This window comes from Spiroplasma endosymbiont of Tiphia femorata (assembly GCF_964020225.1).
Taxonomy (GTDB): Bacteria; Bacillota_I; Bacilli_A; order Mycoplasmatales; family VBWQ01; genus Spiroplasma_E.
The window spans coordinates 1,295,191-1,315,863 of the sequence record NZ_OZ026544.1; the positions used below are offsets into that span (position 1 = coordinate 1,295,191).

Annotated in this window: 24 protein-coding genes and 1 riboswitch; of the genes, 6 read left to right on the forward strand and 18 right to left on the reverse strand. The window is 22.4% G+C overall.

Features of this window, described 5'->3' with window-relative positions:
- Window position 1: 1 nt before the first annotated feature.
- The 8 genes from mraZ to AACK83_RS08000 all read right to left on the reverse strand — a co-directional run bounded on the left by mraZ (window position 2) and on the right by AACK83_RS08000 (window position 7,419).
- Window positions 2-433 carry a division/cell wall cluster transcriptional repressor MraZ gene (mraZ, locus tag AACK83_RS07965; protein WP_252320016.1) on the reverse strand — a complete coding sequence of 144 codons (432 nt, stop codon included), beginning with the start codon at window positions 431-433 and terminating at the stop codon, window positions 2-4.
- 284 nt (window positions 434-717) lie between these two features.
- Entirely contained in the window at window positions 718-1,635 is a 918-nt protein-coding gene (locus tag AACK83_RS07970; protein ID WP_338957575.1) for a BspA family leucine-rich repeat surface protein, read from the reverse strand.
- 240 nt (window positions 1,636-1,875) lie between these two features.
- Window positions 1,876-2,004, reverse strand: a complete 129-nt coding sequence (locus tag AACK83_RS07975; RefSeq protein ID WP_338957576.1) for a hypothetical protein — start codon at window positions 2,002-2,004, stop codon at window positions 1,876-1,878.
- Entirely contained in the window at window positions 1,974-2,642 is a 669-nt protein-coding gene (locus AACK83_RS07980) for a hypothetical protein (protein WP_338957577.1), read from the reverse strand. Before AACK83_RS07980 ends, AACK83_RS07975 begins: the two co-directional genes overlap by 31 nt.
- A 304-nt stretch (window positions 2,643-2,946) precedes the next feature.
- Window positions 2,947-3,801, reverse strand: a complete 855-nt coding sequence (locus tag AACK83_RS07985; RefSeq protein ID WP_338957579.1) for a BspA family leucine-rich repeat surface protein — start codon at window positions 3,799-3,801, stop codon at window positions 2,947-2,949.
- A gap of 152 nt (window positions 3,802-3,953) precedes the next feature.
- The gene (locus AACK83_RS07990) at window positions 3,954-5,888 is read right to left on the reverse strand and encodes a hypothetical protein (RefSeq protein WP_338957581.1); all 1,935 of its coding nucleotides are present in this window, start codon (window positions 5,886-5,888) and stop codon (window positions 3,954-3,956) included.
- 114 nt (window positions 5,889-6,002) lie between these two features.
- Window positions 6,003-6,656 (reverse strand): hypothetical protein, encoded by a 654-nt coding sequence (locus tag AACK83_RS07995; RefSeq protein ID WP_338957583.1) that lies wholly within the window; start codon window positions 6,654-6,656, stop codon window positions 6,003-6,005.
- Window positions 6,657-6,732: 76 nt separating this feature from the next.
- Window positions 6,733-7,419 carry a hypothetical protein gene (locus AACK83_RS08000; protein WP_338957585.1) on the reverse strand — a complete coding sequence of 229 codons (687 nt, stop codon included), beginning with the start codon at window positions 7,417-7,419 and terminating at the stop codon, window positions 6,733-6,735.
- Window positions 7,420-7,747: 328 nt separating this feature from the next.
- Here AACK83_RS08000 and AACK83_RS08005 point away from each other — a divergent pair, with 328 nt between their 5' ends.
- A complete protein-coding gene (locus AACK83_RS08005; RefSeq protein WP_338957587.1) occupies window positions 7,748-8,239 on the forward strand; it encodes a hypothetical protein in 492 nt (163 codons plus the stop codon).
- Here AACK83_RS08005 and AACK83_RS08010 read toward each other — a convergent pair.
- Window positions 8,236-8,880, reverse strand: coding sequence for a hypothetical protein (locus AACK83_RS08010; protein ID WP_338957589.1), 645 nt, complete (start codon window positions 8,878-8,880; stop codon window positions 8,236-8,238). The two genes, AACK83_RS08005 and AACK83_RS08010, sit on opposite strands and share 4 nt — an antisense overlap.
- A 99-nt stretch (window positions 8,881-8,979) precedes the next feature.
- On the opposite strand from AACK83_RS08010, the gene AACK83_RS08015 reads away from it, so the two are divergent.
- Window positions 8,980-9,534 (forward strand): inorganic diphosphatase, encoded by a 555-nt coding sequence (locus tag AACK83_RS08015; protein WP_338957590.1) that lies wholly within the window; start codon window positions 8,980-8,982, stop codon window positions 9,532-9,534.
- 52 nt (window positions 9,535-9,586) lie between these two features.
- A riboswitch (cobalamin riboswitch) is annotated at window positions 9,587-9,765 on the forward strand.
- A gap of 124 nt (window positions 9,766-9,889) precedes the next feature.
- Window positions 9,890-10,477, forward strand: a complete 588-nt coding sequence (locus AACK83_RS08020; protein WP_338957592.1) for a hypothetical protein — start codon at window positions 9,890-9,892, stop codon at window positions 10,475-10,477.
- A gap of 52 nt (window positions 10,478-10,529) precedes the next feature.
- Here AACK83_RS08020 and AACK83_RS08025 read toward each other — a convergent pair whose 3' ends face one another.
- The 6 genes from AACK83_RS08025 to AACK83_RS08050 form a co-directional block, all read right to left on the reverse strand.
- The gene (locus tag AACK83_RS08025; protein WP_338957594.1) at window positions 10,530-11,309 is read right to left on the reverse strand and encodes a J domain-containing protein; all 780 of its coding nucleotides are present in this window, start codon (window positions 11,307-11,309) and stop codon (window positions 10,530-10,532) included.
- 57 nt (window positions 11,310-11,366) lie between these two features.
- The gene (locus AACK83_RS08030) at window positions 11,367-11,720 is read right to left on the reverse strand and encodes a hypothetical protein (RefSeq protein WP_338957595.1); all 354 of its coding nucleotides are present in this window, start codon (window positions 11,718-11,720) and stop codon (window positions 11,367-11,369) included.
- 94 nt (window positions 11,721-11,814) lie between these two features.
- Window positions 11,815-13,146 (reverse strand): ribosome biogenesis GTPase Der, encoded by a 1,332-nt coding sequence (gene der, locus AACK83_RS08035; protein ID WP_338957597.1) that lies wholly within the window; start codon window positions 13,144-13,146, stop codon window positions 11,815-11,817.
- A 27-nt stretch (window positions 13,147-13,173) separates the two neighbouring features.
- Window positions 13,174-13,845 (reverse strand): (d)CMP kinase, encoded by a 672-nt coding sequence (gene cmk, locus AACK83_RS08040; RefSeq protein ID WP_338957598.1) that lies wholly within the window; start codon window positions 13,843-13,845, stop codon window positions 13,174-13,176.
- 16 nt (window positions 13,846-13,861) lie between these two features.
- Window positions 13,862-14,518: a hypothetical protein gene (locus AACK83_RS08045; RefSeq protein WP_252320708.1), complete on the reverse strand. Its 657-nt coding sequence runs from the start codon at window positions 14,516-14,518 to the stop codon at window positions 13,862-13,864.
- Between the two features lie 433 nt (window positions 14,519-14,951).
- Window positions 14,952-16,070, reverse strand: a complete 1,119-nt coding sequence (locus AACK83_RS08050) for an Mbov_0401 family ICE element transposase-like protein (RefSeq protein ID WP_338957600.1) — start codon at window positions 16,068-16,070, stop codon at window positions 14,952-14,954.
- A gap of 295 nt (window positions 16,071-16,365) precedes the next feature.
- Between AACK83_RS08050 and AACK83_RS08055 the strand changes: the two genes are divergently transcribed.
- Genes AACK83_RS08055 through AACK83_RS08065 form a run of 3 tightly spaced genes read left to right on the forward strand, consistent with a single transcriptional unit; the run spans window position 16,366 to window position 17,212 of the window.
- On the forward strand, window positions 16,366-16,674 hold the full coding sequence (locus AACK83_RS08055) for a hypothetical protein (protein WP_338957601.1): 309 nt from the start codon (window positions 16,366-16,368) through the stop codon (window positions 16,672-16,674).
- A 6-nt stretch (window positions 16,675-16,680) separates the two neighbouring features.
- Complete coding sequence (locus AACK83_RS08060; protein ID WP_338957603.1) at window positions 16,681-17,025, forward strand: hypothetical protein; 345 nt, start codon at window positions 16,681-16,683, stop codon at window positions 17,023-17,025.
- A gap of 1 nt (window position 17,026) precedes the next feature.
- Window positions 17,027-17,212, forward strand: coding sequence for a hypothetical protein (locus AACK83_RS08065; RefSeq protein WP_338957606.1), 186 nt, complete (start codon window positions 17,027-17,029; stop codon window positions 17,210-17,212).
- Window positions 17,213-17,307: 95 nt separating this feature from the next.
- Here AACK83_RS08065 and AACK83_RS08070 read toward each other — a convergent pair whose 3' ends face one another.
- The 3 genes from AACK83_RS08070 to AACK83_RS08080 are packed head-to-tail and all read right to left on the reverse strand — an operon-like array spanning window position 17,308 to window position 20,673.
- Window positions 17,308-19,341, reverse strand: a complete 2,034-nt coding sequence (locus AACK83_RS08070; RefSeq protein WP_338957607.1) for a hypothetical protein — start codon at window positions 19,339-19,341, stop codon at window positions 17,308-17,310.
- Entirely contained in the window at window positions 19,292-20,533 is a 1,242-nt protein-coding gene (locus AACK83_RS08075; RefSeq protein ID WP_338957608.1) for a hypothetical protein, read from the reverse strand. The genes AACK83_RS08070 and AACK83_RS08075 overlap by 50 nt, the downstream gene beginning before the upstream one ends.
- A 17-nt stretch (window positions 20,534-20,550) precedes the next feature.
- Window positions 20,551-20,673 carry a hypothetical protein gene (locus AACK83_RS08080; RefSeq protein WP_255495924.1) on the reverse strand — a complete coding sequence of 41 codons (123 nt, stop codon included), beginning with the start codon at window positions 20,671-20,673 and terminating at the stop codon, window positions 20,551-20,553.

Sequence of the window (20,673 nt, forward strand, 5' to 3'; positions counted from 1 at the left end):
TTTATATCTCATCTAGAGCTGCTGCCGCTGACTCAAATTTATCCTTGGTATCTTGATTAAAACTATTTCAATTAGTTTCTGATCAAATCTCAATTTTATTGGATAGTCCAATCATAATTACTTTTTGTTTAATATCAGCTAGTGTCAATAATGAATGTGGAATATTAATGCGACCTTTACTATCAATAGTTAATTCTTCTGAATTAGCAAATACTTGTCTTGCTAAAATTCTAGCTTCTTTCTGACCTTCGGATTGTGATAAGATTTTATCTTGTCATTTAATAAATTCAATTTCGTTACGAATAACTAAACAGCCTTCAAAACCTTTAGAAACAATAACAATCTCATTGTTATGAAAATAACTTCTAAACTTAGAAGGAATTATCATTCGTTTCTTTTCATCTAATGTTGACAATGATTGTCCTAGTAGCATAATATCACCCACACTTTCCCACTATTACCCATATTATATAACCTTTGGCATATAATTGCAATTGATTACTTTAAATGTATGACTAGTCAGTAAAATAAAAGAGCATACAATAATAAAAATAAAAACTCATTTACTTTAAAAAAATAAAGAAATGAGTTAAAACTTTTTAAACTTACCGTTTGTCAATATTATATGCTTTTATAAAAAACAAATATAATATTTTATTATACTATTCTAAGTTTTATTATAGTTAATTACTTAGAAATTAAATACTTTTGATCAAATTAAATAGTGTTATTAATAAAAAAGTTTTTAAATTTAGGTAATTTATTAGAATTAGAAATTGCTGAACCAACAGCAAAATGAGTGTGATCTAGTACATTGGATACATCTCACTTTGAAAGATCTTGATCAAATAATACTGAGCCAGCAAACATACCAGTCATAATTCTTACATTAGATACATCTCAAGTTGATAAATCTTGATTAAATGCTAAAGTATTGGCAAATGTACCAACCATATCTTCTACACTAGATACATTTCAATTTGATAAATCTCGATTAAATAAAAAACAACCAGTAAACATACCACTCATACTTCTTACATTAGATACATCTCAAGTTGAAATATTACCATTAAATGATGAAGCACCAGCAAACATACCACCCACACTTCTTACATTAAATACATTTCACTTTGAAAGATCTTGATCAAATTTTAAACTACCATTAAACATAGAAAGCATATCTGTTACATTAGATACATCTCAATTTGAAATATTACCATTAAATGAAGTAGCACCAGCAAATACACTCAACATACTTGTTACTCTAGATACATCTCAAGTTGATAAATCTTGATTAAATTGTGAAGCACCCAAAAACATAAAATTTAAAGATGTTACTTCTGATGGTAATTTATCAGGTACTTCTTTAATTGTTTTTGGCATTCTAACAACTTGAATTTCACCTTGTTTGTTTTTATAAAAACCAATTTGAGTAATTTTGGTAGTTTTTATATTTGATAAATCTCTTTTATTGGTTGTTTGTTCTTTTCCATCTTTATCAATGTAAATAGTATCTTGTTGTGTTTTATTATCTAAAAGTTCAATTTTTTGTGAAGTTTTATTTAAACCAGTATTTAAAGTTCCAATAGATGTCCCAAATGTTAAAACACTTAGTGCAGTAATCAATGTTTTCATATTGAAAACCTCCCTTTTTATTTTATTCAATAACTTTTTATTAAATCTATAAGTTATTTATATCTTAGAATGCTTTTTAAGATAATGCAATAACAAATATTTATACTCCCACAAAACACTACTTTTAGCATAACGTTAACAAATCAAACAATAAAAAACACTAGCAACAATAAAGATGCTAGTGTTTTTTATTATTAAATTTTAAAAATTTATTTAAATAAATTTAACAAAAAACTATTACTAATTAGCAACAAAAACTGAATTAACAGAGTTTAATGAAGATGAATCATTATCAATATTTGTTTCATTACATCTTGTCTTAAATTCTTCATCATTAATTAATAAAGTACCATTTTCTTCATTATCCAATATGCTCTGATTTTCATTATTAGTTTCAAAATCAATAGATTTCAAAATTTATTTATTAATCAATTAGTAGTTCCAGAAACTCCATCAAGTGTAGCAAAAATTGGAGCAATAATTTTTGAATCAAGACCAGGTGTTCAAAATAATGATCCTCCTCCAATAATTGCAGCAAAAGGACATAATAAATTAAAACCATCTTCAATTGACTTTAATATTTTATTAGTTGCTGAATCTTTATTAGTAAAATAAATACGTGTAAGTGTTGTTGTTCCAGCCAAAACACCAGAAATAGCAGATATTTCAAAACTAATAAATGGTAGTAAATTAGGAATTGTTAAATCTCAATTACTTGCTTTAGTAAATATTGTTTTAATAAAATTAACATCTAATGTTGTAACTATATATGAGGTATTTGTTAATATTTTTCAAACTTCTATTAATGTTGCTACTTTTTTACTATCTGGTAAAAATGTAAATGCTGTCCCAAAAACACCCCTATTTAAAGCATTTGCTAAATTTAATCATTGTGAAACTTGACGAGCATTATGTAATAATTTAGTAGTTGCACCAGCACTACCAGCACCAATAGCATTTAAAGCAATAGTAATAATTTTTTTATACTGTTCTTGATTATTTATCATTTAATTACTCTTCTTTCTAAGTTAAAATTTCTCTAATTAAACAGCAAAAAAACCTGTTTAGGTAATAATACTAAACAGGCTTAATGATTTAAGCATATATTTCTTGTCTGTTCATATACATTATAAAATCAAAACATTTAAAAAACAATATTCAAAATAAAGAAAATAAAAATTATCTTAAGTAATGTAAATAATAATCTTTACTTAGATTATCAATAAAAAATTAAAAAAATGATTTTAAATAATATTTGTTTAAAATCATTTTTTATATTATTTTTTATTGTTTCTTCTTGAAACATTTATTTTATTTATTAAATTTTGGTCATTTACTAAGATCTGATGCAATGCCTGACTCAATAGCAAAATTATCATGGTTTTTTACTTTTTCAACATTTCATTGTGATAAATTTTGATTAAAAGAAGTTGCATATGCAAACATACCACTCATATCTGTGACATTTGAAGTAATTCAAGTTGAAATATTACCATTAAATTTTCAAGTTCTCCTAAACATACCACTCATATCTGTGACATTAGATACATCTCAATTTGATAAATCCTGATTAAATGATGATGAACCTTCAAATGATCCAGCAGCACTAAACATACTATTCATAGTTGTCACCTTCGACACATTTCAATCTGAAATCTTTTGATTAAATTTTACTGCCCCAGTAAACATATATTTCATAGTTGTCACCTTCGACACATTTCAATTAGTAATATTACCATTAAATACTGATGTGGCACTAAACAGACTGCTCATATCTGTGACATTAGATACATCTCAAGTTGACAAATCCTGATTAAATGATTTCGCACGAGTAAACATATAACTCAAAGATGTTATTTCTGATGGTAGTTTGTCAGGTACTTTTTCAATTGTTTCTGGCATTCTAGCAACTTGAATTTCACCTTGTCGATTCTTATAAAAACCAATTTGAACAACCTCTTTACTTTCTATCTCTGACAAATCTTCTATATTAGTTTTTATTTCTTCTCCATTTTTATTTTTGTAAATTGTATCTTGTTGTGTTTTACTTTGAATGTAATTAGTTGTAATATTAGTTTTTTCTTCAATTGTATTTAAAATATTGATTAAATTTCCTGTGGTTGTTGCAAGTGTTAAAACACTTAATGTTGTTAATAATGATTTCATAATTAATCCCCTTTATTTTCCCCAATAACTTTTTCTTAAATCTATAAGTTATCTATATTTTAAATTGTTTAAAGAGAAATGCAATAACTGACTTGTATATTAATATACTTTTTAAATTAAAATATCTAATTATTGAAGAAAATTATTAAAAATTATTGACTAATATGAAATAATTTTATTTTAAAGATTTTACTTGTAAGAAAATTAGCATTTTTAAATGTAATATCATAACTTTTATTATCTAAATTATTTTTAATTTTATAACTTAAAACTGCACTAACACTACCATCATCATGTTTAAATGTATTCATTGCAATATCACTTAAAGTAAAATAACTATTATTGTTAATATCAAAATATTTACTATACATATCTTTATATAAATTTTCTTGGTCCTTTAACATATTATCAAGAATACCATTATGATGTGTTTTATCAACTATTATATTTAGTAAGGAATTTAAACTACTAGTAGGAGTATTTAATCAATTAGAAAAGTTTGCAAGAACACTATCTTGTTTAAAATTAGTTTCATCACCAAATTGAACACCTAATAATTGTAATATTTCTTTAGTTTTACTAATATTATCTGTTGTTGGGTGATTAATAATATATTTAAGATTATTTAAAGCATTAATAAAATCTTTACTACCGAAAGTTAAATCTAAATATTTTACTAAATCTTTTAAATCAATTAATGGATTTGTTGTTAAATATTTATTAGTAAACTCAAATATTTTATTAATTGTGTCATTAATTGGAACATTTTTAATTGCTGATTCTAAACTATTAACAACTTGTTGAGGAATATCACTAATAGCTGAAATAAAAGAAAATTTCTTTTGAATCTCAGGTAATGTTCAATATGAATCAGTTCATGCAAAGGTATCTTTCGCAATAATATCTTCACCAAAAGGTCCGGTCATTAAATTGGTAACTAATTTAAGCATATTATCTTTTGAAGATATTAATTCTTGAAAAATAGTTAATACTTTTTTTAGTTGAACTGTATTATTTTTAAGTGGTGTTTTATCATCTCAAGTAATACTATCAATACCAAGAGTTGGATTAGTTAATTTTAATACTTCACTTTTAACCATTGGTATTATTGTTTTTATTAAATAAGGTCATGCCACTGGATTTGTTAAAATCTTATTAAGAGTTTCACTAAATGTAACATTAAAATTATCAGAATTAAAACCGATAGGTGCAGCACCTCATAAAGCATATTTAATATTATCGCTAATCATTTCCCCAATATATTTTCCTAATATTGACTTAAACATATAATTAAAATTAACACCAGCTATATATTCATAAAATTGATTTCAATTTCAATTTTTTGCTTCATCTTTAACATAGTATCACTTTTCATGACTTGGAATATTTCAAGCTTGAGCAAATGTCGCTTTCTTTGACATATAATCTTGCATTTTTTCAAAAGTAGTATTACCACTAAAATTATCTTCTTGATCTCAATCTGCTAATAATTCATCAATAGTATTAGTTATAATTGGAATATAATTAGTATAAGATAAGTAATCATTAATATTTGGTATTAAATTTTTAATATTTTTTAACATTCCATCAATCATATTAACAGTATCATCATTAGATAAAATAGAATTATTTAAATAATTTTTAAGCATTGGCAATATGTCACGATAACTATTATAACTATTAATATTATTAGTGACAGAATCAACTTTAGATTGATTAATACCATTACGTTGAAATAAACCCTGAATAGTATTAATACTATTACCATCTAAGTTACTAGTTCAATCATTAATAAAATCATTTCCAGTATTCTTACCTGTAAGATTATCAATTTGAATAGAAGGGGTTTGATTATACATATCATTTAATAAATTATTAGTATTAAAACCTTTATTTTTAGCAATTAATAACGATTTACCAACAATAGAGGTTTCATTAGCATACTTAGTTGCTGTTTTAGTATCAACATTGTTGTTGGCAAAATTATTAATACTAATATTGTTTGTATCAATTGTGAATGCTAAAAGCGACATGCTAGAACTTAATAAAAGGCTGGTAGTAAAAAATAAATTTAATTTTCGTCTCATATTTTGCACTCCATTTATAATGATTTTCTTATTATTATAAACTATTACAAAATAATGTACAGTAAATTTTATTTTTAAAAAAAATATCTACTAATTTAACTTATTAGTAGATATTTAATACATTTTAATTATGAATTTAATTAGATATTCCGTTTTTGTTAAGTTAGGACTAATAACTAGTAAAGGAATATTTATAAATTTATGAGAAAGTATGTTTATTATTTTTTTTGTTGTAGAAACATTAGTTTTTGGTGTAGAAGCATTAGTTTGTGTTTTATTAAAAACATGTGTTGGTTTAACTGAATGATTATTCTCTTGAGTAAAATGAGAATTTTTTTTGTGTTGATGTAATTTATTATTACATTTATTAAACAAATGTTTAATCAAATGTAAGGGATTTACCATACAGTGATGATGGTGACATAAAATATCAACAATATTAGTTAATAAATAATTAACATTTTTATTAGCTTCCAAATTATGTTGGATAGGTTTTTCCAAAATGCTATAAAAAGTAGGAATAATATTATTATAATTAGCGATATCTCTTTCCTGTAAATATGTTAACATTTCCAATACTTTTTTATTATTTACTAAATCATTATTACTTTTAAACTTTCTATTCTTGATAATGCTACTATGATAAGAATTTGGATCACATAAACGATATTTTATTTTCTTTTTTCTTAATTTCAGAAAAAATATTATTATAAAACCAATTAAAAAAATAATACTCATGATAATAATTAAAATAACTATTAACTTCATATGTTACTCCCACATTTTATTTTTAATTAATAAGTATTAATTTAACATTTTATTTTATAAAATAAAATACTTTTTATTAAAAATAATAACGTTTAGCAGAACCTATCTTTCTTTCAACTAAGCTAAATAAGATAAAGATAAAAATAAATCTTAAAATTTCAATACCAAGTAAAATAAATAATATAATTACTGAATGATTATTAAAATTAAGAATATTATTATCATATTCATCAGGTCTTGGTAGGTTAGGACTAAAATAAAGTACTACTAAAGTTAAAACAAAAGATAAAGTAGCAATAATCGCATTTAAGGGTACTATTACTAGACCAGCACTTACTTTTTTGATAGTATCTACTTTTAAATTTTTACTTTTATTACACAATTTAAAAAGATAGTAGTAAATAAAATAAAAAGAAACAATAAATAAAATATTAGCAATATTATCAAAGAAAATTTGAATTGGCGGATGATCACTATCTGCTAATAAATGTAATCAAGGTTCAATAATACCAATTGCTAATGTATAATATAAACCAATAATTGGTAAAGCAAAAGCAATAATTAATGAATCAAAAATTCTTAATGGTAAAATTACTCCCATAAACTGAATAGGTATTTCAATTAATGAAGAAGCAACAGCTAATCCCAATAAAATTCCTGTCAAAGTAATATTAAAAATTTGTTGTTTTGAATTAATCTTTATTTTTTTCTTTGTTTTTATATCTACTTTTTCTTTTTTTTGGTCAACACTTTTAACTATCATTATAACTTCTCCTTTTTAAAATAGGTATTTAATTAATTAAATACTTATTTATAAAAATTATAAATTACTTTTAATTAAAAAACAAGACATTTATTAAATTTTTATAAAAAGTGTTAATACTACTCTAATTTAGAAAATTAATTAACAATAAAAATATCATAATAATAATTTGATAGATAATTTTTATTAAAATAAAAATAACAAAAACTAAAAAAATAAATTATAATATTAATCATTAATTTAAATAGTGTTAAATCCTTATATAGATATTTTTTCTGTATTAGGATTTTATTAAATAAAATTGCTAAAAGAAAAGGAAGATTAAAAGATGGCAAAAAAATATACACCGGAAATAAAAGAAAAAGTATTACAATATTTACAAGATGGTAAAAGTTATGGTGAAATCAAAAAAGAAACTGGCATTTCAAAAACAACAATTTGAATTTGAAAGCAAAAAGCAAGAAAGAATGAACTTAAAACAAAACATTCAGTCAACTCAGCTCCAAGAGATATATTAGAAGCAGCCATCAATATTGCAGAAATAAATTGTGATAATAATGAAAATCAAAATTATAAAGAAGAATTTTTAAATCAACAGCAAACAATAAATTTATTATCAGTAAATATTAACAAACAAATAGAAAACAACTATTTTGATAATTCAGAAGAAGATAGTGATTCAGAACGATTAGTAATTGATGAAGATTATAAAGAAGAAGTAAATATTTGAAGACCTTGAGAAGAGTCAGAAATAAAACAAAATAGTGAAGAATCTTTAGTAATAGAATTAAAAAAAGATCAATTAAAATATATTATTTAAATATTAAAATGTTGTACTAAAATTTGTACTGGCCTAACTAATAATAAATATAAAAGCAAAACTGAAGTAAATTTAATTAAATTAAATGGTACAAATACAATTCAAATCTTATCTTTAAGTTCACCAGCACCATACATGTCTAAAATAAAAGCTCAATTATAAAAAGCACTAATTAATGATACTAAAATACAAGTAATAACAACTGTCGGTATTTCAATAATCATTAATCGTTTTCAAGAATTATTAGATTGCGTTTTTCAAAATGGTAATTGCTTAAATAATAATTTAAAACTACTATATAATAACAATAAAGTAATGGTACTTAACATATAAGCAAATTCACCAATTGGTTCAGCATTACCAGAAGGAAAATGAGGTAAGATTAAACTTAGTCAAGGAACAATAATGGCAATTAACAAACTATAAGGAAGTTTAATAATTAACAATGCAATTAAATTAATAGTATTACCAAAATCAATTTTCAAAAAAGGTAAAAAAATAGGTGGTGTTTCTAATAAGGTCATTAATGTTGTAACTGCCAATAAACTACTAATTAATGCTATCCTATGAGTAGTTAATTTTAAAGAATTATTAATATTACTTTTAAATTGTTGTCACTTTTTCTCATATTTTAAACTCATCTTTTACTCCTTAAAATACATTTATTATTTTAATTATATATAAAAAAACGTTTATTTATTATATAATAAAATTAATTTTTAAAAGGAGATGAAGTATTAATGAATAAAAGTGAAAATAACATTGTGCAAATGGTAGTTGAAATTCCCAAAGGATCAAGTAATAAATATGAATATGATTGAAAATCTAAAACTATGATATTAGATCGTGTTCTTTATGGTGCTAATTTTTATCCCGGTGAATATGGATATATTCCTGAAACTTTAGATTATGATGGTGATCCTTTAGATATTATTAGTTTAATTACTTATCCAACTTTCCCTGGTTGCTTAGTAGAAGTTAGAGTTTTAGGAATGATTAAAATGATTGACGGTGGTGAAGTTGATACTAAATTATTTGGTGTTGTTAATTCTGATCCACGCTTTAATGAGTATCAAGATCTAAAAGATGTACCACAACATTTACGTGATGAAATTGTTAATTTCTTTTTACAGTATAAAGAATTACAAAAAAAGAAAGTCATAATTGAAGGTTGAGGTAACTTAAAAGAAGCATTAACTGAACTTACAACATGTAAAAATATGTTTAAACAATATCAAAATGAAATGAATAATTTACCAAAAGCACAATTAGTGTCATTATTAAACAAAAAATAAACAAAAAGTATAATATATTTTTAATATATTAAATCATTTATCCTTAAATACAACTGAATAAAATTAAATAGATGAACAACTGTTCATAAAAGGGAATTAAGTAATCTTAAGCTGCCCCAGCAACTGTGATACTGATAAAAGTTACATAATCCATTGAAATCAAAGATTTTGAGAAGGGTAACAAGTAAAATGAAGTTAAGCCAGTAGACCTATCTATTTAACACTATTAAACTAATCTCTGGGTGCAGATAACAGTTATATAATTTTAATTGATGTTTTATCTCCGATTAGTATAACTAAACCATCTTTATGAGGTGGTTTTAAATTTAAAAAATAAAGAAAGCCGAGAACAAATATGAGTAACCATGTCCAAAAATTAATTCGTATCTTGATTATTCCTTCATATGCAGCACTAGTTTTTGCTTTAAAAGAAGTATTAGCAATATTACCAAATATTGAAGTTGTAACTTTTCTATTAGCATTTTCAGCATTAGTTTTTCCACTATATATGTCAATTACTATTCCTTTAATTTTTGCTTCATTAGAAATTCTACTTTACGGTGGTAATAGTTGAATATTTTTATATTTTAGTATATGACCAATATTGGTCATAATAATTTGAATATTTCGTCATTTAATTAAAAAGCATTGATGAATTTTTGTAATTATTACAAGTTTATGAGGTTTTACTTTTGGTACATTTGATTCTCTAATTCATTTAATATTATTTGGTAAATCCAGTTTTTATCTTTACTGATTATCTGGATTAAGTTTTGATGCTATTCATGGCATTGGTAACTTCATGTTTAGTAGTTTTCTGTATAAACCAATTATCAGTATTTGAAATAAATATTTACAATATTATATTATTATTGATAATAATATTATTGAAGAAAGCAATGATGAACAAACATCAAATAATGAATTATTAGTTGAACCATAAATATAAATTTATATTTAAATAATTAACTATTCATATAATATTATTTATATCATTAAACTGATGATGAAAAGTATTTATTTCAATCTCTTATTGAATCTTTTTCTTCTAAATTAAATGAATTTATATATTTTTTCAAATCATTTTCTTTTGCAAATAATTCTTTAAGATCTTCTTGTAATAAGTTTTGCTCATTAATTAATATTTGCATATTAGTTTTTACTATATCATATTTTTCTTTTAAATTTTCTTTTTCCCTATTGGTTTTTATAAATTCATTTTTATTTTCACATAGTTCTTTTTCTGTTATTTTATTTCAATCATAAAAACCTAAAGTAATACATTTAATATAAAAATTAATTCTTGGATTTATTTTCTTTGTATTTAAATTAATAATAGATTTTCTTAATTTAGAACTTTTTGACTGTAAAGTTAAAAGTTCTTTTTCTAATTTCTTTAATTCTATTTTAAAATCAAGTATTTTAGGTAATAACTCAATATAATTTTTTTTCATTTTTTGATCAATTTCTTTTTTAAATATCTTAAATTTTTGCTTAGCTAAAATTTCTTCTTTTTGTTTATTTTGAAATGTTTCTTGTTCTGCTTGTTGTTTTTTTAAATTTTCTTTCCATATTTTATTAGTTTTTTCTTCATATTCTTTTTGTTTAACTAAAACATTACGCGCTTCACTTAATTTTTGAAAATTAATAGTTGCTTCTGGATTATTAGTATTTTTATCTGGATGTAATTTTAAAGATAAACGTCTAAAAGATGCATTAATTTCAGGAATTGTTGCACCAATAGATAAACCTAATAATTCATAATATTGTTCCATTTTTAGTTTTTTTTCCTTTTTAATAAGCACTACTATATTCATAAATAATGGTTATATTTATGGTAAGTTTTGTACACGATCATTTACTGGTTTTTGATTAATTAATTCTAAAGCATTAATTTCTTCAACAAATTTAGAACAAGAAAATTCTTTAGCTGATGAAGAAAACATTAAAAATATATAAAGAGCTTTATTTCAAAAATGAAAAACTTGATATGTAACTTTTTTTGGTTTAAATAAAAATTGCTCGTTAATCAGGCTCCTTTCTTTACGTAATTTTCTTTTAAATAAAAAAAACACAAGAAAAATAATACCAATACAAATCAAACCAATGATAAACATTATTCACATTGCCGATGTTGATAAACTTTTATTGTGCGACTCTAATGTTAAAAAATTTAGCATAATCATTTACACTTTCTAATCATTAGTTTTTTATCTTAATAAATATTATTATACAATAAATTTTTCTTAAATAAATATAATCACAAAATTTTACACTTTTTTATTGTTTATTATACAATGACTTACGCATTCTAAATCTTAATTTAATTGGTACACCCTGAAAACCAAATCGTTCACGAATTTGATTAATTAAAAAACGTTCATAAGAAAAATGACATCGTTGTGGATCATTTACCATTAAAATAAAAGTAGGCGGATTTTTTTCAACCTGTGTTGTGTAATATATCTTTAATCTACCACCTTTAAAGTAGGGCGGCTCATTAATTAATTGAGCTTTATTAATTATTTCATTAAGAATACTTGTTTTAATTCTTAAATTCATATTAACTAATACTTCATTAATAGTAGCAAATAAAGTATGAATTCTAGTATTTTCTAAAGCAGATAAATATACAACAAAAGAATACTCAAGGTATTTAAATTTTTCTTTTATTTTTTTAGTAAACTCTTGCATTGTTTTTTCATTTTTTTTAACTAAATCTCATTTATTAACAATAATAATAACTGGCTTATCTAAATTTTTTGCCATTCCTGCTATTGTTAAATCTTGTTCTTGAATTTCAACACTACCATCTAATAAAAACAAAACAATATCACTACGTTCAATAGCATTAGTAGTTCTAATTAAACTATATTTTTCTAAATCTTCAGTAATTTTTCCTTTTCTACGAATTCCAGCAGTATCAATAACACAATATTGTTTTTTATTATAAACAAAATTACTATCAATAGCATCAGTTGTTGTTCCTGCTATTGGTGAAACAATAACTCTATTCTCTTGAAGAATAGTATTAACTAAACTTGATTTACCAACATTGGGACGACCAATAATTGCTAAATTAATATGTTCTTTTTTTTCTGTATGAACCTCTTTTGGTAATTTAGTAATTATCATATCTAATAAATCACCAAAACCAACACCATGACTAGCAGATACTAAAATTGGTTCGCCAAAGCCAACTTTTAAATAATCATAAATTTTATCATTATCGTTTTGAACATTATCATATTTATTTGCAATAATAATAACCGGTTTCTTAGTTCTGTATAATAATTTAGCAATATCTTCATCTTCGTGAGTTAGACCTTCTTGATAAGAACAAACAAATAAAACAATATCAGCCTCAGCTAAAGCAATATTAACTTGTTGATTGATTTGTTGAGTAAAATTAGTAATCGTTTTAGTAATACCACCCGTATCAATAATCACAAAATTTTGTGTTAATCATTCACCAATGCCATAAATTCGATCTCTAGTTGCTCCAGGCATATCTTCAATTATTGCTACTTTTTTTTGTAATATACGATTAAAAATTGAAGATTTACCAACATTAGGGCGTCCTACAATTACTACTTTTGGTAACTTATTCATTTTATTCAAATCCTTATATTTAAAATATTATTTTTTATGACTAAAGTAATTATCATATAAAACTTTTAATTTATCAACGGTCGTTTGTAAATTATAATCACTATTATCTAAAATAACTGCATCTTCAACAATTACTAGTTGACCAGTGCTACGAGTTTTATCAACATTATCACGAATTACCATATCGTTATATACTTGTTCTTGTGTAATATTAATACCCTCTTTAATATACTGTTTATATCTTCTTTCACTACGAGCGTGTAAACTAGAAGTTAAAAAAATCTTTAATTGAGCATCAGGTAAAACAACACTACTAATATCTCTGCCAACGACAATAAAGCCTTGACTTCTAACCATTTCTTGAATTCTAACAACCATAACTTTTCTAACTTCAGATAACGAAGCAATTATTGGTACTTTACTAGTAACATTTTTATCATAAATTTCTTCTGTTGGTGGTTGATCATTAAATAAAAAATGACCATTAACTCATCTTATATCAAAAAGTTGTAATGCTGCAAGTATTAAATCTTCACTTTCAAAAGCAATTTTGTTTTTTAAACAATAATTAGTAAAGCTACGATACATAATTCCTGTATCCATAAATTGATAATCAATTTTTTTAGAAAGTAAATATGCTGCTGCTGATTTACCACTAGCTGCTGGACCATCTATTGCAATATTAATCTTTGGGTACATTGTTTTTCTCCATTCTCTACTTAATAAATAATATTAATGATAATACTAACACGACTATTAAAATTAAACAAATAATGATAATACTAAATACTGTTAAACTTCACTTATAGTTATTCTTAATTTTAACTTTTTGTAATTCATCTTGAAAATTATTATGTTCTTGATTAATTTCTTTTAGTTCTTTATTAAGATCACTATTATTTATTTTATACTTTTTATATTTAAATTCTAAATTTTTAACAAAATTTTTGACATCATGAATTTTACTTTCTAAGTCTTTTTGAAATTCATTTATTTTATTATGCATACTATTAATTAACGTTTGATATTCCAAGTTAGTACTTATTAATGGCACATCAACTATTTCAAAATCAATATTTTCGCTATATTTTTTTAAAATATTATTAATATTTTCTAACATATTTTCCAATATTAATTTATCATTATCATCTAAATGTTGTTCATTATTTTTAATAAAATAATTTTCAAAATTAACTAAATTTAAATCAGAATTTAATTTTTGAAAAATTGGCTCAAAATATGATTTATCAATTTTTATTAGTTGCTGATAATAATTTTCTATTTTTTGTTCTTGTTCTCAAAGCTTACTATTTTCTTTAATTTCTTTAGCAATTTGTTCACGTAAACTTTTATACTTTTCCATTCTTGTCATTAAAGCACCCACAAATTAATATTTAAAAAATTCCAATATTGATTTATTTTTAATAGTAATGATAATTTTCTTGATTATAACATAAATATATAAAATCATTATAATATACAAATTTAACTATTGATAATATTGATAATATTTTAAAAAATAATTGTTTTTACTTAGTTTTCTTTTAAACATTATTAAATAAATGGGACGGTAACAAAAACGGAGGATATAATTACTTTTTAAACATTTCTTTAAAATTATAGACAAGAAATAATTGTAATTATATGCAATTGTAAATACATCTTACTACTAAATTAAATTAATTGCAATTAAAATACAAATATTAAAAAAATGAAAAATAAAATTAATATTTATACACAACAAAAATTCTTATTAAATTAAAAGTTAATAAGTTTTCAAAATTTTAATAAAAAAATAAATTAAGTTATGTTTTTAAATTTATTTGATTACATTTAAAAATAACCATTTTAATATAAATATTTATGTTATAAGTTCTATTACCAAGCATTTCTTTTAAAATATGTCAAATATTACCTTCTGTAAAACAACCTATATTTCACTTTGCACCTTGATTTTCAATACCTTGTTTATTATTTTTAAAATATTGTTTTTTTAATTTTTTGTGATTTTTTAATATTTCATTCATATATTTTATTAACTCATCATATTGACCATTTTCAATAAAATTTCTACAAATCTTATATTCATCTCAATATTTTCCTTTATTTCCAGCGATTATTCCAACATATAATTTTTTAACTAAATGGAATTTATCTAAAACAAAACTTGCACCTAAATAATCAGCAACTTCTTTAATTCATCCTGCACTATCTCCACAAATAATTATTTTTGCTTGGTCAAAATTTTCAAAAAATCTATTTCCTTGTTCTTTAATAAATTCAGCAGTTTTTTTAACACCAATTGCTGTTTTTGTTGGTCTTATTATTACATCTGCTCTTTTATTAACTAATTTATGATTAACATTATCTGTACAAAATAATACTAAACGCATTGAATATTTACCAGAATTGCGTTTAAATTTTCAAAATTTTCGATGTCCATCATCAATACTAATATAAATAAATTGATTTAGTTCTAATTTTATTTTAGGAACATCTAATTTATTAACTTGATATTCTTGAAATAATCTACTAATACTTGTTGTACTAAATTTTGTTTGCTTCATAGTATGTAAAATATCAACATATCTTTTTCCATCAGCAAAATGTTCAATAACATTATTTTTTATATCCTGACAAGTTCTTTTATATTTAGGTAATTCTAATTCTTCATCTAATAAACAAACTCTTACTCATTTTTTTAATTGTTCATCATAATATTTATAATCACGACATTTATAAGTAACAAGACCATTGATAGTATTTCTAGTTCTTTCTTTAATTTTAACTGGAATATATTTTATATCTCTTTCTTTTAATATTCTTCAATCTGTTTTTTCTCATTGATTTTTTATATCATCTCTAAATGATTGATACATTCTTTTTGTTGCTTCTTTTAAAGTTCATAAATAATTAAAACTCATATTTTTTCTCCTAACTATTTTAAAAAATTCTAAATTTATTGTAAATATATTTAAAAAATTAATTTACTTAATTATTATATAAATATATAAGTGTAATTTTAAATAAAATAAAAATTATTTAAAAAACCACTTTCATATTTAAAATATAATAAACAATTTCAATATAATTAATAGTATAGGTCTCATAAAATAAAGGCCTTTAATTTAGGCTTTATTTTGCATTTAAAAGTATACTTGTAAAAATAATCAAAAATAGTACAATTTGTAAGTAAAATCAATGAAAAAAGGAGAATTTATGAGTAAAAAAAGATGTAAGACAAAAATAAAAATTAAAAAACCAAAAAAACAAAATAAATTTAAAAATCAAAATCATGAAATACTTGTAAATAAATATGAAGTTGAAAATACTAAACTTATTTTTTGTCAAAAAGAAGGATGTTTTAAAGAATGAACTAATGTTATAGATATAGATGAATTTGGTAAATTTTTTTTCTGTCATAAACATGCAAATGAATATGAAGAAGAGTTACCAAGTATTATAGATAATTTACCAAAAGAACAAGCAATAAAAATAATTGAAGCAAGCAAAAAATATAGGGAGTAATTTAAAATGAAAAATATATTAACTATTTTGGGAGTAATAACTTTAGGTTGTATTATAACTTCAAATGTTATTGCATGTGAAAAACCTAATTTAGATAAAGAAAAATATAAAATAAACGAACAAGGAGAAATAATATATAATTTTCAAGAAAAACAATCATACATAATAGGATTTACAATAGATAGTCATATACATGAATCAAATATTTTTATAAGCGATATTCCTTTAAAAACAACAATTTATGGCCAAGGAACACAATATTGAACATATATTAATATTAATCAAAATAAAGCATGAACTACTGGCTGATATACAAATAATTTAATATACTTAAAAAAAGGAGTAATTTAATATGAAAACATGAATAAAAACAAATTTTCAAAAAATAGCGTTATCATTTGCTGTAATTACTGGTGGTATTGGTTTAACTTTAGGTGCAATAGCATATAATCAAACTAATAATTATAAGTCATTTTTAAATTGAGATTATACAGTGACTTGGGGGGGCAACTATATGAGAACATCCAAGAGATGATAGTCATAAAATAGATTTATATTTTGGCATTAAACCAAAAAATGAAGGTGATACCAAATGGGATGGTATATATCCTGATGGATATTTTAATAAATAATCTAAATTTCCAAATTAATATATGAAATATTTTCATTATATTTATCAAATAAGTTAATATTATTTAATTGTATTTCTTGTTTATCAGTTATTAAAATTAAATCATAATTGCCAGCACCAAATATACCGCTAATTTCAATCCGATTTAAGTTATTAATCGGATTTTCAATTTGTAATTCAAATTCACTATTATTATCAATTTGTGCAATTTCTTTATAAAATTCTAATTTAGAAAATAATTGAGATTTATTTGAACCATATAAATTCAAAGCATTTTTAATTTTTGTTTTTTCAATAATTGTTTTTGTAAAGTATTTTCCATATTCACCATTTGCTAATGTTCAATCAGCAGGAATTAATGATGGAATATTATTACTTTCTAATTCATTGGTAATAGATAATCAGTTAAATTGGTTATCATCCAGTTTAAATAATTCATTTTGACTAATATCGTTATTCTTTAATTTAATATTATTTATATTTGTAAAATCAAAATAATTAGATTTTAATATTACTTTTGCATTTTTGAATTGTCAAATTTCGTCTTTATTAGGATGTATTGGATTTGATTTCAACTCAAAGTAATATGGTAATAAAATCTTATTATCATCATTTAAACCTTTATTAATTGACATACTTGAATAAATATTATTTGATAACATAATAACTATTTGCTTAAATATTTTTACTTGCTCTAAATCAATATAATTAGGATAATCTAATTTCCATTGTTTAAATAAATTAGTAATTACTTCATCAGGTTTTTGTCCCTCAAATTTTGCACGTAATTCTGCTATTTTATTGCCTAAATTATCTGGTTTAAAACCATCAAAATTACGATTATAATTATATGTATAAGTTAGCATATCTAATAATACTTTTTGTAAACTATCAATTGGTGGTTTATCATTTATTTCAATTTCAATATCATTAAAGTTCTGTGATAATTCAATAGCAATATATTTACTAGGATATGGTGGGGTTGGTTCTCTATGACTATATAATATATATTGTTCATTCTTTTTCATTTCAAAATCATCTAATTTTTTAGGTACTGGTGCTGGTCCATCATATTTACCAATTTTTGCATATGTTATTTTTGCATTATTAATAATTTCTTTTCTTGTTTCAGTTCCACCACCAATAGCAATTAAATCTAAAACTGATTTTTCTTGTCCTATAAATTGTTTTGCTAAGTTTCAAGGTAATATTTGTTCACTAAATCATTGTTGTAATATTCTAACTTTTGGTTGAGTTTCAATAGGCATTGATAATAGCGGAAATGCTATCTTATCTTTAACAAATAACTTTGGGTATACTTCCATATTGTCAACTTCACCAAGTACCTTTATATTTCCAAAAATCATGCTTCTAGGCGCTTTAATTTTTAAACCAATTACTTTGGTATCTTTGTCTAATGGTTTTTGTAATTTAATAATGATTGGATAACCATCTCTTGTTTTAAAATCTTTAATTTTAATAATAGTAATACTTTTAGTACTTCTAGTTTTTGGATTTTGATAAGGTTGTGAATAATTATTAATAATGTATAAATTATCAATATTATTTTCAGTTAATGGTTCATTTATACTCACTGCATATAATTTAAATTGATTTAATAAATTTATTTCTTGAAAAATTAAATTTTTAATATCAGTCATACTATATTCAATAGTATTATCATTAATGTTTGTACTTGCTCTTTGATTTAATTGCATAGTAAAGTCTGATGTTTCAACAGCAATAGTTTTTAATACTTTATCAATATCAATAAAACCAATTTTAATAGTATTTGCTGAAAATTTTAAACTATTATTTTCATTATTTTTAAATAAACGTTCAATTTCATAAATATAAATTGTTCTTTTTTTAAATTCATCGTATGCTCTATTAATATCTGGGTCACTAGTAGCACTCATCATATTAGTAAAATCATAAGGAATATTATCAATTAAATAATCATTTTCTACTTCTGCTTGATTAAGTTTAGTTTGTTTCTGTGGAAACTTCGTTTGTGGTTTGTTGTTGTTTTCCATTGTTCTCTCCTATTAATTGGTTATTTTCGGGGTTAAATAATTTTAATTTAACAGTTAAATTATTAATTTCTTGTTCATCATTAATATTAAAGGTTTTACTATTTAATAAGTCTTTATCAACACTTACTAATATTTGAATAAATTTAAGAATATCAATATTAAATTGTCATAATTTTTGTTCAATATAATTAATAGTTGAAATATTTACAGCTGTACTTTCGGGAACTGATTGTTGTGCAGATTTCTTTTGACTTGGTATATGAATACCACAACGTTTAAATATTTCATTAACATTTCAATCGTATATATCAGTTAAATTTTTACCTTTAAAATTACTATTTGTCATATTGATATTTTCGTTTTGTTCATTATTATCTCCACCACTTTTAAATATATAGTTTTTAGTAACTAATGTTCTTACTGCTTCTTCTAATGTTGATTGAACATTACCATAAGTTTGACTAAATATAAATTTAGGTGAATTTAAAATGGTATCTAAAACAATTTGTTCATAAATAACATCTAATGCTTTAATTTTATCCATTACTTTATCACAATCTGCTAACTCATTTGCTTTATTTCGCATAATTGATATTGGTATATAATTAATATTTAATGTTTGTTCTTGTAATAGATTAGGATTATTAATAAATGATTTAAAATCTAATGGAAATTGTTTTTTATTATCACTAATACTATAAATTGAGCGATTAATTGTTACTTGTTCATTATTTAATGTATAAATTTCAAATAATCTTACAGTTTGTGCATTTTGTTGATAACTATCATAAAAAATAGTACATTGAGTTAATTTACCACCAATATCATAAACTCTTTGTTGTATATCTACTACTTGAAAATATAAATCATCATTAGCAATATAAATTAAATAACCACTAATTCCTAATTTGCTTAATTTAAAAATAGAATTTCAATTTTTTCTATAAAATTCTTGTTGAATTAAGTATTTTTTAATAGTTTCATTATTAATATCTAATGGAGCATTATATAAATTAGCATTATTTTCTGCTACAAAATCAGTGAAATAAGTTTCATGATTAAAATCATTAAAACCAAAATAATTTAAAATTGAAGCATGAGTACTTTTATTTTTATTATTTAAAAATTTTACTTTTTCATTTTGATTATCACTAATATTACTTTTATCTTTTCTAAAAAATTTACCTAACATAATATTCACCACCTTTCTTAAAATATTTGATTAATTTTTAATATGATTTTTACAATGATAAATATAATTAAACCTGCTGTTGCTGATGATAAAATTACTCCTATTAAACCTAAAATAATTTTTATAATTTTAAAAAACAT